12 protein-coding genes are annotated in these 13,344 nt (G+C 69.5%); 3 read left to right on the top strand and 9 right to left on the bottom strand.

The window, feature by feature from the left end; translation table 11 throughout:
- Positions 1 to 101: 101 nt before the first annotated feature.
- Positions 102 to 1,310: a helix-turn-helix transcriptional regulator gene (locus ALI22I_RS19745; protein WP_077007009.1), complete on the bottom strand. Its 1,209-nt coding sequence runs from the start codon at positions 1,308 to 1,310 to the stop codon at positions 102 to 104.
- 273 nt (positions 1,311 to 1,583) lie between these two features.
- Here ALI22I_RS19745 and ALI22I_RS50975 point away from each other — a divergent pair, with 273 nt between their 5' ends.
- Together ALI22I_RS50975 and ALI22I_RS19750 are read left to right on the top strand one after the other, a co-directional pair.
- Complete coding sequence (locus ALI22I_RS50975) at positions 1,584 to 1,736, top strand: hypothetical protein (RefSeq protein ID WP_179118286.1); 153 nt, start codon at positions 1,584 to 1,586, stop codon at positions 1,734 to 1,736.
- 475 nt (positions 1,737 to 2,211) lie between these two features.
- Complete coding sequence (locus tag ALI22I_RS19750) at positions 2,212 to 3,546, top strand: hypothetical protein (RefSeq protein ID WP_077007010.1); 1,335 nt, start codon at positions 2,212 to 2,214, stop codon at positions 3,544 to 3,546.
- A gap of 259 nt (positions 3,547 to 3,805) precedes the next feature.
- Here the strand turns inward: ALI22I_RS19750 and ALI22I_RS53755 are convergent, their stop codons facing one another.
- The 3 genes from ALI22I_RS53755 to ALI22I_RS50985 are packed head-to-tail and all read right to left on the bottom strand — an operon-like array spanning position 3,806 to position 4,875.
- Positions 3,806 to 4,090, bottom strand: coding sequence for a transposase (locus ALI22I_RS53755; RefSeq protein ID WP_238598469.1), 285 nt, complete (start codon positions 4,088 to 4,090; stop codon positions 3,806 to 3,808).
- A 48-nt stretch (positions 4,091 to 4,138) separates the two neighbouring features.
- On the bottom strand, positions 4,139 to 4,300 hold the full coding sequence (locus tag ALI22I_RS53760) for a hypothetical protein (RefSeq protein ID WP_238598470.1): 162 nt from the start codon (positions 4,298 to 4,300) through the stop codon (positions 4,139 to 4,141).
- A complete protein-coding gene (locus ALI22I_RS50985; protein ID WP_238598471.1) occupies positions 4,288 to 4,875 on the bottom strand; it encodes a hypothetical protein in 588 nt (195 codons plus the stop codon). Before ALI22I_RS50985 ends, ALI22I_RS53760 begins: the two co-directional genes overlap by 13 nt.
- Before the next feature lie 198 nt (positions 4,876 to 5,073).
- Here ALI22I_RS50985 and ALI22I_RS19760 point away from each other — a divergent pair, with 198 nt between their 5' ends.
- Positions 5,074 to 5,676 (top strand): hypothetical protein, encoded by a 603-nt coding sequence (locus ALI22I_RS19760; RefSeq protein ID WP_143532306.1) that lies wholly within the window; start codon positions 5,074 to 5,076, stop codon positions 5,674 to 5,676.
- 46 nt (positions 5,677 to 5,722) lie between these two features.
- On the opposite strand, the gene ALI22I_RS19765 is transcribed toward ALI22I_RS19760, so the two are convergent.
- The 5 genes from ALI22I_RS19765 to ALI22I_RS19790 form a co-directional block, all read right to left on the bottom strand.
- Complete coding sequence (locus ALI22I_RS19765; protein WP_202971016.1) at positions 5,723 to 7,354, bottom strand: hydroxysqualene dehydroxylase; 1,632 nt, start codon at positions 7,352 to 7,354, stop codon at positions 5,723 to 5,725.
- Positions 7,351 to 9,147 (bottom strand): integrase core domain-containing protein, encoded by a 1,797-nt coding sequence (locus ALI22I_RS52445; protein WP_238598481.1) that lies wholly within the window; start codon positions 9,145 to 9,147, stop codon positions 7,351 to 7,353. Before ALI22I_RS52445 ends, ALI22I_RS19765 begins: the two co-directional genes overlap by 4 nt.
- A 177-nt stretch (positions 9,148 to 9,324) precedes the next feature.
- On the bottom strand, positions 9,325 to 9,750 hold the full coding sequence (locus ALI22I_RS19775; RefSeq protein ID WP_077007013.1) for a PPOX class F420-dependent oxidoreductase: 426 nt from the start codon (positions 9,748 to 9,750) through the stop codon (positions 9,325 to 9,327).
- A gap of 55 nt (positions 9,751 to 9,805) precedes the next feature.
- Positions 9,806 to 12,103, bottom strand: a complete 2,298-nt coding sequence (locus tag ALI22I_RS47840) for an aspartyl/asparaginyl beta-hydroxylase domain-containing protein (protein ID WP_083751858.1) — start codon at positions 12,101 to 12,103, stop codon at positions 9,806 to 9,808.
- Positions 12,100 to 13,335: an ATP-grasp domain-containing protein gene (locus ALI22I_RS19790; protein WP_077007014.1), complete on the bottom strand. Its 1,236-nt coding sequence runs from the start codon at positions 13,333 to 13,335 to the stop codon at positions 12,100 to 12,102. Before ALI22I_RS19790 ends, ALI22I_RS47840 begins: the two co-directional genes overlap by 4 nt.
- Positions 13,336 to 13,344 lie beyond the last annotated feature (9 nt).

The following is a 13,344-nucleotide window of genomic DNA, read 5'->3' on the forward strand; positions in this document are numbered from 1 at the left end:
CAGTGTCCCGGCGGCCCGCTCCGGCGGCGTGCACGGGGTGACGCGTGCAACGGCGGTGGTGTTCTTCGGGACGCTCGGGCCGATGGCCGTCAGAGGCAGGGTCACACTGCGGTGAGTTCGCGCAGCTGTTCCACGGCCTGCCCCGCGTTGCTGCGCATGCCCGGTAGGGCTTCGGCGGCGGTGACGACGTCGCGGGCGCGGGTGAGCACGACGGCGGTGCGGTGGGCCGGCTCCAGTTCGGTGAGCGTGGCCACGGCGAGGTCGGCACCAGCGGCCGGGTCGCCTGTGGTGGTCTCGGTGAACGCGCGGTCCAGGCGGATCAATGCCGGGTCGATCACCAGTCGGGGATCCGCCGCGTAGGTTTGCAGGGCTTGGTCCTGGGCCGCGTGGGCGTGCGCGGCGTCGCCGAGGTTGGACAGTGCGCCGGAGGCGTAGAGCGCCAGTCGTGCGTGGTTGAAGCGGTAGGCGGCGTGCGGATCGTCGCCCGCGCGCAGGTCGGCGAGCCGGTCGGTCAGGCGCCGGGCGTCGGCGAGCGCCCGGTGGACCCCGCGGGCATCGCCGACCTTGCCCAGTGCGCGGGCTTCGGCGGCGGCGGCGAGCGCGGCGGCGTCGCACACCGTGTCGCCGGCCAACTCCCGGGCGCGTCGGGCCAGGCCGATCGTCTGTTCCGGTGTTTCGTAGTAGTAGGCGAGCATGGTCTGCTGGGCCAGCACGAGCGTGGTCAACAGCGGATCGTCGCCGTCGCGGGCGGACAACAGCGCCGTGCGGTACCAACGACGCGCGTCGACGATCAGCCCTCGCTTCATGTGCGCGTCGGCCACCAGCAGCGTCAGCATGGTGACCGACGTGGACAACGTCCGGTGGACCGGAATCGGGTGGCGGCGCGCGGCCAGGGTGTGGACTTCGTCGAGATCGGGGATCAGCGAGGCCAGGGCTTCGGCCGGGCCGATCCGGGTGTACTCGGTGAGGTGGTCGAGCACCTGCTGCTCGACCAGTTCCAGCCGGGCAAGTGACGCGGTACCCGACAACGACGCGTCCAGCCGCATCCGCAACCGCTCGGCGTCACCACCGCCTACCACCAGGGTGCCGGGTTCGCTGGTGATCGGGAGCCCGGCGAGGAGGCGGTCGAGATCGTCCATGGTGACGTGGAGTGCCTCGGCCATGGCTGGGCGCTGTTCGGGAGAGGGCGTGCTGGTGCCGGCTTCCCATGTCCGCACGGTCCTGGCGTTGACGCCGACCTGCTCGCCGAGGCGTTCCTGGCTGAGCCCGTACATCATCCGCCGCCGCTGAAGCGTCTCCCGCTTCGCCATCGCTACGTGCCCTCCCGTACCCGGATCGGACACGCTAGCCGACACCCACTGAAATCAGCAGGTCACACAGTGTTCCTGGTCGACAGATCACCCGTTCGGTCGAGGAAGGAGGGCCGCAATATCTCCTCAAGATCGCCGGTTGCGCACCTGGTCCGCCCGTGGGCTGGACGGTTGGCTTGCACCGCGATCGCACCGGCCACGAGGTCCCGAGGCCGCCGAAATTCTTGTATCCCCTCTGTTGGTAAGCACTGAGTCTCACGGAGAGCACTGATCATGACGTTTGTCCGCCGCTCGGCGGCCCGGTTGTCGGCTGTCTGTTGCGCGGCGTTGGTGGTGGTCACCTTTGTCCTGGCGGTGCTGGTGGCCGTGGCGCTGAGGGCGTCCGGCACGGCGCCGGAGCCCGCGGACGATGCCGAGTCGCCGTGACTCGACGAGCGGTCGTACGGGGCACCGGTCCAGGTTCCATCGAACCGTGCGGTTGGTTCGACCAGCACGGCGAACGTGTCCGGTTGGCGGCCTGCGACGTGGTGTGCAGGCCCGTCGCCGAACCGCTCTGCCGACCCGGTTCCGTCCTGGCGGTGTTGTGCCCATCCCGCTCCGCGTGCGTCCTCGACAAGGATCTGTGGCCGGCGATCGAGCCGGCCGCAGCGCTCATTGACGAGGCCCACCGCCGGGCTGGGGTGAGGGACCGGCCGCCTTCGTGTACGGCGACGTCGAACTGTCCGCGAAGCGCCGCCTGTATTCCATTCCACCGGTGGGCGCACTCGGGAATCGCACGGACGACCCGCCGGCGAGGGCACCTCCCGGTGGCGTCGGCCGCGTGTGGTGAGCCTCCTGCGCGGCGTAGTTCGCGTGTCCCCCTTGTTTCGTGAAGTCCCCCAGGAAGGTTGGCTCGACAGCAATGGCTCGCAGAGCACTGCGCAAGGACCACGTCGGTTTCTGTGTGCAGGAGGACTGGATGGTCACGGCCGTGCGGCGGTGGGCGCCGCCCACACCCGGCTCGCACCACGTGACGATGATCGGCGTGCACCACGTGGGCACCGAGCAGTACTACGAGCGGGTGAAGGCCGTCGCGAACGGCGATCCGGACGCGGTGGTGCTCTACGAAGGGTTGCGGCCGGGCAGTGTAGGCGAGGACGGGCCGGTGAAGCTCACCACGCAGGAGTACAAGGCGGTCGCGGTCGAGCAGGAATCCGGTCCCACCGCCGGGTACAGGCAGACGGCATGGCTGCTGGGCCTGACGTTGCACTCGTCGTCACTGGCCCCCGAGTACACCAAGGACAACTGGCGCAACGGCGACATGCACATGCTCGACGTCATGCGGGCGATCGGCATCCGCCGCCTGGGCGCGCAGTCGATCAACGGGTCGGCGTTCGGCAACACCCTGTTCGACCCGCACGCGCAGGCCGCTGCGCACGCGGCGCGCCAGGTCGAGGACGGCGCGGACATCGACCGGGCGCGGAAGGAGTCCGCCGAGCTGGGCGACGCCATCGCGGCCGGCACCGCGCAGGCCGGAGAGGGACTCAAGGCGACGTTGGCGGCGAACCTCGCCGGCGCCGTACGCAACGACCCGGTGCAGCGGTTGCGGGCGATGGACAACGCCCGGCGCATGATGAGGTGGGCGTGTCCGGGGGAAATGCCATTGCTGATGCGCGCTGTGCAGCGGACGGTGCGGCTGCTCGGGGGCGGCTTCGGCCGTGAGGCGCGGGAAGCGGAACGCATGAATCACCTGGTGGTGATGGACTTGCGGGAGCTGCACGTGATGACACGGGCGATGCGGCAGGCACAGCAGACGCCGGTGGTGGTGGTGTTCGGCGCCGGGCACATGCCGGGCATCGGGTCGTTCCTCGAACGCAACGGCTACCGGCAGCAGCTGGACCGGGTGTCGTGGTTGAAGGCGTTTCCGGTGCGGGTACCCAAAGGCTCCGAGCGCAAGCAGGTCCTCGCCGAGCTGGCGACGAAGATCGAGCGGGAACGGACCGAGGCCGCCGGGAAGAAGGCAGCGGCTGATGCCGGTACCGCGGCACAGGCCGCCTTGCCGGCCGCCCCACCCGACGACATCGGCGACGCGACCATCGGCGCAGCACACGAGGCGGCCAAGCACGGTCCGGTCCACGTCGATGAGCTCGGGCAACTCGACCCCGACTCCGCAGCCCTCGCCCCGCAGACCGTGGGGAAGCACCCGAGCGACTCCACCGGGCAGACCAGGGACCGCATCGTCCGGGACGGGCCGTGAACCTGGACAACGCCAAAGCAGCACAGCGGAAGTCCTTCCCTCGACTGCGCGAACCGGTCGGCGCAGCGGTCGCCTGACACCGACACCTGGGGCAGTACAAGGGACTTCGTCGGCGGCTCGCTGCACGGTCGGCCCTCACTGCGGCAGCGATGGCACGACCTGGTCGACCACCTTGGTGAGTACGCCGAGCCGCTGCCGACCGGACGTCACGCCACACCTGTGGGGTGCCTAAAGTCGGCTATGCGGGATGACCTGCGCGTTAGGCTGCCGTGGGTTCGTACTCGTTGATCAGGCCGCCGAGGATCGGTCGACGGCGTATCGGCGTGCGGCTCGAGTTCGGGATCGGATGGGCTGGTCGTGGTGGCAGGAGTTGGTGGGCTCGGTGTGGGCGGTGGTGGTTGTAGTGGGCCACGTAGCGATCCGGCACTGATCGCAGGTGGTGTTCGTTGATGATGAGTGGTCGGTCGGTGACCTCGCGTCTGACGGTGCCGACGAACCGCTCGGCGTAGCGGTTCGCTCGTGGACTCCGTGGCGGGATCTTCACGACTTCGATACCGGTGTCGGCGAGGACGGTGTCGAACGAGGCGGTGAACTACCCGGCCCGGTCCCGGAGGGGGAACCGGAAGTCGTCCGCCCGGTCGCCCAGGTCCATGAGCAGGTTGCGGGCTTGTCGGGTGGTCCATGCTCCGTCGGGGTTGATGGTGGTGCCGGGGATGTGGACGTGGCGGGTGGCGACCTCCATTACGGAGAACACGTAGACGCGTTTGGGGTGAGCGCGCAGTCGACGTGGGAGAAGTCGCAGGCCACCATGCCGGCGGCCTGGGTACGGAGGAACCGTCGCCACGAGGTGTCACTGTCGCGCCTTGGCGCCGGCGGGATGCGCAGGCGCTTGAGCACGCGTCGAATGGTGGAGGCGGCTGCCCGGTGGCCGAGTTTGAGCAGCTCGCCTTGGATCCGGCGGTAGCCCCAGGCGGTGTTCTCCCTTGCCATGCGCTCGATCAACGTCACGACGGTGTCGTCGAGCGGCGGGCGGCCGGTGCGGTTGGGGTGGATCCACTTCTTCGAGACGATGCGCTGGTGCCATCGCAGGACGGTGTCTGGTGCCATCAGTCGGTGCTCGCGCAGCAGTCGGGGGGAGTTGCCGCACGAGTGCGGCGAGTACCGCGCGGTCGGCCCGATCCGGCCGTGGGCGGGGAGTGGTCCGGCGCAGCGCGGCGACTTCGTGCCGCAGCACCGGCAGTTCGACGTTTTGGCCGCCGGTGAGCGGCCGAGCGGAATCAACCAGCCGACGAGCCGGGCGAAGATCAGGTACAGCAGTTGTAACGCCACACCTCACGATCATGCCCCTGTGGCCCGCGACGCACGATCACGGCAGCTCAGCGGTCCAGTGCAGAGTTCTGGCACCCCACACGGTCTCCGGGGGAGAACCGCGGACGGTCCTTGCCCAGTCATGCCGTGCTGGACGACATCACGCGGATGGCAACCGTGGCCCGTGAACGCTTCAGGCTATTGGTTCTACCTGCGTGGATGAGGTTATCGGCATGCACAGGGCTGAACACGGTGGAGCGGGAACAGGAGGGCACCTACCTCGTCTTCCTGCCCGGGCTGCACGGGAACCCAGGTGGGATGGTCAAGGTCACGTCGCTGGGGTCGACGCCGAACGCGTGCTCGCCCGTCGTGTGGATGCCCTGGCGCAATCCCGACACCGGCAAGGGCTTCCTGGTGGTCCGCGTCGCCTGCGCCACGCTCCGCGGCGTTCCGGTGGACGCGGCCTTCACGTTGAGCTACTCGGTCGACCTCGGGTCCACCGCCGATGTGCGGATCCCCGGCGCGTACCTGTGGGCGAGCGAGAGCGACGCCGCCGAGTACACACCGATGAAGGACTACCAGTACAACTCCACCCATGCCCTCAACACGGTCACCCGGACGGCCACCGGGAAGTACACCGTCCACCTGCCCGGCCTGGTCCGCCCGGGCGGCAATCCCCAGGTGTCGGCCTACAACTTCACGGCGACGTGCGGTGTCACCGGGTGGCGGCCCGTCGAGCACGAACACCAGGTCGAGGTGGTATGCCGTGGGGCGCAGGGCGATCCGGTCGACGCCCAGTTCGCTTTCCTCTTCCGCCAGTGAGCCGCCTCGTGCGGTGCGGCTGCGCAGTCAGGTCCCGATCTCGCTGTTAAAGGCCCGAAGGCAGGATGTCGAAGGCGTTGGGTAGTCCGAGCGAGTAGTGCAGTTGGTCTTCGACCTTGAGCAGTTCGAACTCGGGTGCGCGGTGCAGTTCGTGGACCACCGCGCGGGGAGCGGTGGAGCGGGCCTGGTCGAGGAGGGCGTTGACGGCCAGGCGGGCGGAGCTGTTGGCGGATTCCATGCAGGCGGCGTTGAGCGGGGCTTGGACGTAGTCGCCGGCGAGGAAGAGGTTCGGGATGGCGGTGCGGGCGGTGGGGCGCTGGTGCCAGGAGCCGACGGGTTGGACGACCAGTTCGTCGGCGTTGGTGGGGTTGGGGGTGCCGAGGCCGTTCAGGCCGGGGTCGAGGTACCAGGTGACGAGGGAGGACTCGTCGAGCACGGTGTGGTCGGTGTCGTTGAGGTGTCGGGTGAGTTGGGCGAGGACTTCCCGGAGGATCTGCTCGGGCCCGAGTTGCTTGGCGGGGCGGCCGTAGAGGATGCCGGGGGTTTCCCAGTCGGAGATGATCACCGAGACGCAGTCGGCGGTGCGTCCGTCGCCGTAGTCGGCCGGGAAGTCGCGGTCCGGCCAGAACGCGGCCTGGCTGATCGAGGACAGCGCCCACGGGGTGTGGACGTAGTAGGCGTGGCCGTGGGTGATCGGGGTCGGGCGGTCGAAGTAGAGCATGAGTCCGGCCATCCACTGGGTTTCCAGGGCTGCGGCGGCGCGGAGTTGGGGGTCGGCGTTGAGCAGGTTTTCGTTCCACACGCGCCGGGCGTGGTCCACGGGGAGGGCGCAGACGTAGTAGTCCGCCTCGATGTTCTCGGTGAGGCCGTGGGAGTTGCGGAGGTGGGCCGCGGAGATCCGGCCGTTGTGCAGGGTCAGGTCCTCGACGGCCCAGCCGATGCGGAAGTCGACGCCGAGCCGGCGCAGGTGCTCCTCCCACGGGTCGATCCAGGCTTCGTTGGTAGGCAGGTCCAGGACCCGGTTCAGCGGCCCGTCCGCGCCGCGGCCGAGCAGGGTGAACAGGATGCGTTCGAACACCAGGCCGGCGGTGTGCGCGCTGGCGTTGTCGGTCCGGGTGGAGGACAGGACGAGGGTGGGGCCGTTGACGAAGATCCGCCGGTATTCCTCGGATTTCCCTTGTGCGCGCAGGAAGTCCGGCCAGGTCGTGTACTCCCACTGGTTGAGCCGGCGTGCCTCGCAGCTCGTGAGGTAGACCATCATGCGCTGCGCGAAGACGGCCGCTTCGTGCGGCGGCAGGTGGAACGCGGTCTCGACGGCCGCGCGGACCTGCCGCAGCAGGATGTCCGGTGTGAGCTGCGGCAGGAGGCCGTCGGGCAGGACCATGGGGACGCGCAGGTCTTCGCGTTGACCGGGGAACGAGGTGAGGAGTTCGGTCGCCGTCACCAGGTTGTCGCGGACGCCGCCGGTGTTGCCGGGGAACGGGATTCGGCGCAGGGTGTCCGGAAGGTCGTGGTAGAAGCCGAAGAAGATGCGGAAACCGTGCTCCGCGGGCAGATCGTGGCGGCCGTCGCGCCCGGTGCTCGGCACGGTCATGCTCCGGGCCTTGCCGCCCAGGGCGCGCCGTTCGTACAGGGTGACCGCGAAGCCGCGCTCGGCCAGTTCGTGCGCGGCGGTCATCCCCGCGATGCCACCACCGAGCACGGCGACCGTCGGGCCTTCCCGTCCTGCGGCCAGACCCGGCAGTGCCAGTCCCGCTGCTCCGGCGGTGGCGCCGGCCAGGAAAGTGCGACGAGTGAGTTCGAACCTGTCCACGGCACAACGCCCCTTTCGGTCCGCCGGTACCGTAACGCGATGATCATGCCGAACGTGTGCGTGACGAGCGGTGTCGGCGCTGTGCTCACCGATCGGACGCGGTGAATCACCCGATCGCGCGGCGGCCGAGGGCGGGACCGATCGGCCCTCAGGTCTGCACCCGTGGTCATTCCGTCTCGCCGGTCATCGTGCTGTCCTCGGTCGGTGCTGTCGATGGACGAGCCTCGCCCGGTGACCGAGCGGGCGTCCCAGCGGTCGGGACGCGCTGCGCCGCCCATAGGTGTGCTTGCGCTGCAACGCGTTGCGGGCAATCGCGCGGTGTCTGGTCTGATCGCGGTGCAGAGGGACGCGGCCCGGGGTCTGCAACGCGATCCGGTCGGCTCGGCTCCGGCGGGGCGGTCGGGCTCGGCGGCCCCGCACCCGACCGGTTGGCAGCACGCGGGCGCACCGGCCGTCGACGCGCTCGCCGACGCCGTGGCCGAAGGCGGCCGGTCGGTGCCCGCCACCCGCCGGGACGCGGTGGCGCCGGTCCTCGCCGGCGGCCGGGAGACCGTGTGCCGCTCGAAAGGTCGTCGTTGCTGGTCAAGCGGAGTGTCTGTACGCGTTGATGAGGCCGCCGAGGACTCGGGTGCGTTGCAGTCTGCGGGTGTCGAGGTTGTGTGCCGCCGTGGGGTGCTGCCGGGCTTCGGGTGGTGGTTGTTCGCGGGCTTGGTGGGTCGGTGGCGGTTGTAGTGGTCTTCGTAGGTCTTGAGGACGTGATGTGCGTGCTTCTCGCCGGTGATGAGGATGTGGTCGAGGAGTTCGCGTCGGATGGTGCCGATGACCCGTTCGCAGTGGGCGTTCATCCTGGGCGCCTGCGGCGCGCTCTTGATCACGCGCAGGTCGTCGGCTTGGAAGACGGTGTCGAACGTCCGGCCGTACTTGGTGTCGCGGTCGCGGAGCAGGAAGCGCAGGGATTCCGTCCGGTGTCCGAGGTCGGCGGTGAGGTTCCTGGCCTGCTGCGTGGTCCATGCCTGTGTGGGGTTGGCGGTGACGCTGGTGATGTGAAGGCGCCGGGTGCCGTGTTCGAGGAAGGCCAACGCGTAGAGCCGCCTGCCGAGCACGGTGTCGAGGTGGAGGAAGTCCGCCGCGATGATGCCCTGGGCTTGGGCGGTGAGGAACTCCCGCCAGGTCGGGCCGGTGCGGCGTGGTGCCGGGTCGATGCCCGCGTCGTGCAGGATCTGCCAGACCGTCGAGTGGGCGATGTGGTGGCCGAGCCGGGCCAGTTCGCCCTGGATCCGGCGGTGACCCCATCGCGGGTTCTCCTTGGCGAGTCGCAGTACGAGCGTCTTGATCGCCGGTCGGGTCGGTGGGCGCCCGACGCGTCGCCGCGCGCTGTAGTCCCACTTGCGGGCCATGAGTTTGCGGTGCCAGGCGAGCAGGGTGCCCGGCGTGACGGGGAAGACCTCCCGCCACCGCCGACGATCCACCAGCCCGGCGAGGGCGGCGAACCAGAGCCGATCCGCAGGCTCGTAGCGGACCGGACGCGCGAGTTGCCAGCGAAGGACCGCGTTCTCGTGCCGTAGCACGAGCAGTTTGGCATCCTTGGCCGTCTCGCTGCGGAGAAGCGCCGCCGGGACGGACAGCAGCTTTCGGGTCACCTTGTACAGCAGGGACATGATCACCCAGGCATGCTCTCAACACGGTGACACTCTCGCTCTACCAGCGACGATGACTTTTCGAGCGGCACACCCAGCAGACCCCGGCGCGCCCGGAACCTCGGTGGACTCGTCAACGAATACGGACATGCCGCTTGACCTGCTGTGATGACTTATCGAGCGGCACAGGAGGCGCGTTCAGTCCGCCACGTCGGCGAACCCGATCACGCGGGTGATGCGACCCCGCACCAGGTACTCGCCTGGGCCGGAGTTGCGCTCGCCGTACTGGGGTGCCGCCTCCTCGCCCATGTACCTCGCGCCGATCCTGGTCGCCCACTCGCGGACGACCTCCTGGTCGTCGGTGAACTGCGGTTCGCACTCCAGCATCACGTAGGAGTACGGCGGTTCCTGGTCGTCCACGCAGACGGTGAAGACCGGGTCGCGGCGCAGGGCGCGGTACTTCACCGAGTCCGACCACGTGGTGAACACGATGTCCTCGCCGTCGAGCAGGAACCATATCGGGGTCACGTGCGGGACACCGTTGCGCCGGACCACGCCCAGCTTCCCGGTGCGCGTGCCGGCCCCGGCGAACTCCCGCCAGTCCAGTTCGGTGATGCGGTGCATGGTCCTCCCAGGGCAGACCCGGTGGGCGAGGCGCACCGCCCCGCCCACCGGGTGGTCACACCAGCGGCTCGGCCGTGATGTCGAGCTGGTTCACGGTGGTGCCCACGCGCGAGCGCAGGGTCACCGTCGGCTCGGCGCCTGGGGTTACGGCGATGGTGCGCTCGTCGGTCCAGCCGGCGAACCGGAACTCGCCGTCGCCGATGTGGATCAGCTTGACGGTCGGCTTGCCGTCCACGGTCAGCACGACGGTGCCGTCGTCGGAGACCTCGATGGTGGCGTCGGCCTGTTCCCGCACGCGCAGGAACTCGCCGTCCTCCTCCTCCCAGCTGGGGAAGGACACCGGGATGCGGAACTTCACCGCGTGCTTCGCGGCCTCGTCCGCCGACAGCGGGACGCGCTTCTTGTTGATCAGCACCTTGTCCCGGTCCAGGTCGGCCAGGTACTCGTCGGGGAACAGCTCCAGCAGTTCCTCCGACACCAGGGTGTCGATCACCATGTGCACGCGCGTCGTGGTGTCGGTGTTCTCCACGTAGTGCATGCGGGAGAAGTCGCCGAACCAGAACTCACCGGGCTGCCACTGGTGCAGCGTGCCCTCCATGAACAGCTTCGCGCCGGCGCACGTCGTGATCGGGACGTGCAGGCGGGCGGTGCCCCAGGCCGGGCCGTACTTGGTGTCGTTGTGCTCCCAGCTCTTCGCGCCCGGGCCGAGCGCCAGCAGGCGCACCGAGCGCATCTCCGCAGGGATCGCGTCGAGCACCTCGGACAGGTACGGTGCCTTCTCACGCCAAATGGTGTCCTCGTGCTCGACGAGGCCGGGGCCGCCCGGGTCCGTGCGTTCCAGGTTCGCGCCGACGCTGCGCAGCGACAGGCACCGCCAGTCGACCTCGGCCTCGGTGATGGTGCCGTCGTCGGCGTAGCTGCGCTGGAGGCTCCAGCGGTGCTCGCTGAGTGTCCTCAGGTCGGCCTGGAGCCGGTCGGCGTCGAAGGTCGCCTTGAGCCGGGCCGCCGGGGGGACGGTGGCGAGCACCGGGGGCAGTGGGTTGTCGACTGACACGGACGTGGTCCTTCCGGTAGTGAACGGGGATGTCCTGGGAGCGTCGCCCGGCGACTGGCAGGCCGCGAGAATCCGGTCTATCTCGGTGAGTACCGCGGGCGCGATGAAGTCGTGGTCAGCGGCCAAGGAGTGGAGCCGGTCTTCCAGTCCTTCGAGGTCGGACTGCTCACACGTGATCACCATGTTGGCGTACTCGACACCCTCCACGGTGAAGCTGCTCGCCCGCACGACGTCCAAAGTGGACCGTGCGGCGGCAAGCGCCGCGCCGGCGGGTTGCGCGGTCGGGAACTGCATGGCGACTCGACGACGCTCCGCGTCGGCGTGCCCGGCCCACTGGCCGAGCAGGATGTCCAGCAGCGCGACGTAGGTGTTCAGGCCCGACGCCGCGATCGACATCGTCGTGGACCCCGACACCCGCGGGTTGATCTCGATGATCTGGTACCGGCCGTCGACGTAGATCATCTCGACTTCGACGGAGCCCCGGATGTCCAGCACCGAGCACAGCTTCTTGAGCCGTTCGGCCACCGGCGCGAAGTCCGCCTCGGCCTCAGGCCGCAGCGCGCTGTAGCGCACTGTGGTGAACACGAACGTCGGCGCGCCACCCGTGGGCCCCTTCCACAGCAACGGCTGCACGACGTAGTCACCGTCGGTGCCGACGACCTCGACCGAGCACAGCTCGCCGACCAGGCACCGCTCCAGCACCACGTTGCCGTCGTGCGGGGCGTCGAGGTACTCGCGGAGGTCGTGCGGACCGCCGATGAACCGGATGCCGTTGCCCAGGCAGTCCCACAGGGGCTTGCTCAGCAGCGGGTAGCCGATCTCGCCGGCCCGCTTGCGGAGTACGTCCCGGTAGGCGGGCACCGCGAGGCCACGGCTGTTGAGCAGGTCGCCGTCCACGAACACGCCGTCGGGCGCGTCCAGCCCGTGGGCTTCGAGGATTCGCTTGGTCTCCCACTTGTTCGCCATGACGCCGGTCGCCTCGACGCTGTGCATGACCGTCGGGATGCCGTGGTCGCCCATCCGCTCGCACACCAACGCATCGCGCAGCGCGTTCTCGTCCGGGATGGACAGGGAGACCACGCCGTCGGCGCCCCACTCGCACACCCGGCGCACGACCTCGTCCACGCTCACACCGACCGGTATCTTCTCGGCCTCACCGGGGAAGTCGCCGGGACCGCACTCGCCGTCGGTGTGGAACAGCTTGCCGACGTGGCCGCGCGCGCGGAGCGCCTCGCCCAGCGGGTCGAGGTACGGCACGGTCTGCTGCACCTCGACCGACCGTAAGAACGCGATCCTCATCCGGCGTCGACCTCGACCGTCACCGCGTCCACCACGTCGTCGGCGAGCTGGTTGACCTCGTCCGGCGAGTTGCCGGTGAGGATCACGTAGCCGATCCGGGCGACGTTGTCGGTGGGGTCACCGACCTCCGCGCCCACCTCCGCGTACACCTCGGACTCGATGTCGACGCCCTCCGGGATGCCCGTGACACCGCGGAACACGCCCGCGCGCGGCGGGGTGAGGAAGCGGATCGCGGCGGCCCGGTCGACCTTCGGCGCCAGGTCGGGCACGCCGCCCAGGGCGACGGTGATGTACGCCTCAGCCTCGCTGATCCCGGTTGCCCCCGCTACCAGCTTCATGATGTGGTCGCCCGGCGGCCGGGCGCCCAGCTCGATGATCCGGGCCTCGCCGGGGCCGACCAGCTTGATCTCGGTGTGCGAGATGCCGTTGCGCAGGCCCAGCGCGACCTGCGCCTGCTCGACGGTGTCGAGCAGCGTGGCGCGGTCGGCCGCGGACAGGTCCGCGGGCACCGTGTGCCCCAGCTCCGCCCGGCTGTTGTCGGTGGTGGTGAACTTCTGCGTCACCGCCAGGTGCGTGATGGCGCCGTCAGCGATCACCGACTCGACGCTGAACTCGACGCCGCCGATGTACTCCTGAACCAGCACGGTGGTGTCCAGCGGCGTGCCGTGCGGGAACTCCAGCGGCCAGCCCTGCGCCAACTCGAACGCCTTGGCCAGCTCGTCGGCGTCGTGCACGACCGAGACGCCGATCGAGCCCGCGTTCTCGGCCGGCTTGACCACCAGCGGGTAGTCCAGGCCGCTGCCGGCCAGCGCCTCGGTCACGCCTTCCAGGGTCGCCGAGTGCACCGTGCGCGGCGACGGCACGGTGCACTCGGCGAACAAGTCGGCCATGACCCGCTTGTTGCGGCACCCGTCCGCGCGGCCCGGGTCGTGGGCGGGCAGCCCGAGGTCGGCGGCGACCTGGGTGGCCAGCGAGGAGAAGAACTCCCAACCGGTGATCACGCCGTCGATGTCGTTGCCGCGCGAGTACTCCACCAGCGCCTTGCGCGCCAGCTCCAGGTCGCGGAAGTCGGTGAACACCGTACCGGCGATCTTGTCCTTGCTCTCCCGAGGGTACTTCTCGTACAGCTCGGCGTGCGTGGCGACGTGCACGGCCACGCCCAGGTTCCGCGCGGCCTGGAGCAGGTCCTCGCCCGCGTTGCCGTTCGCCTCGATCAACAACAGCTTCTTCATGGCCGAATT

Origin of the sequence: Saccharothrix sp. ALI-22-I, assembly GCF_001984175.1 — a bacterium.
Lineage (GTDB): Bacteria > Actinomycetota > Actinomycetes > Mycobacteriales > Pseudonocardiaceae > Actinosynnema.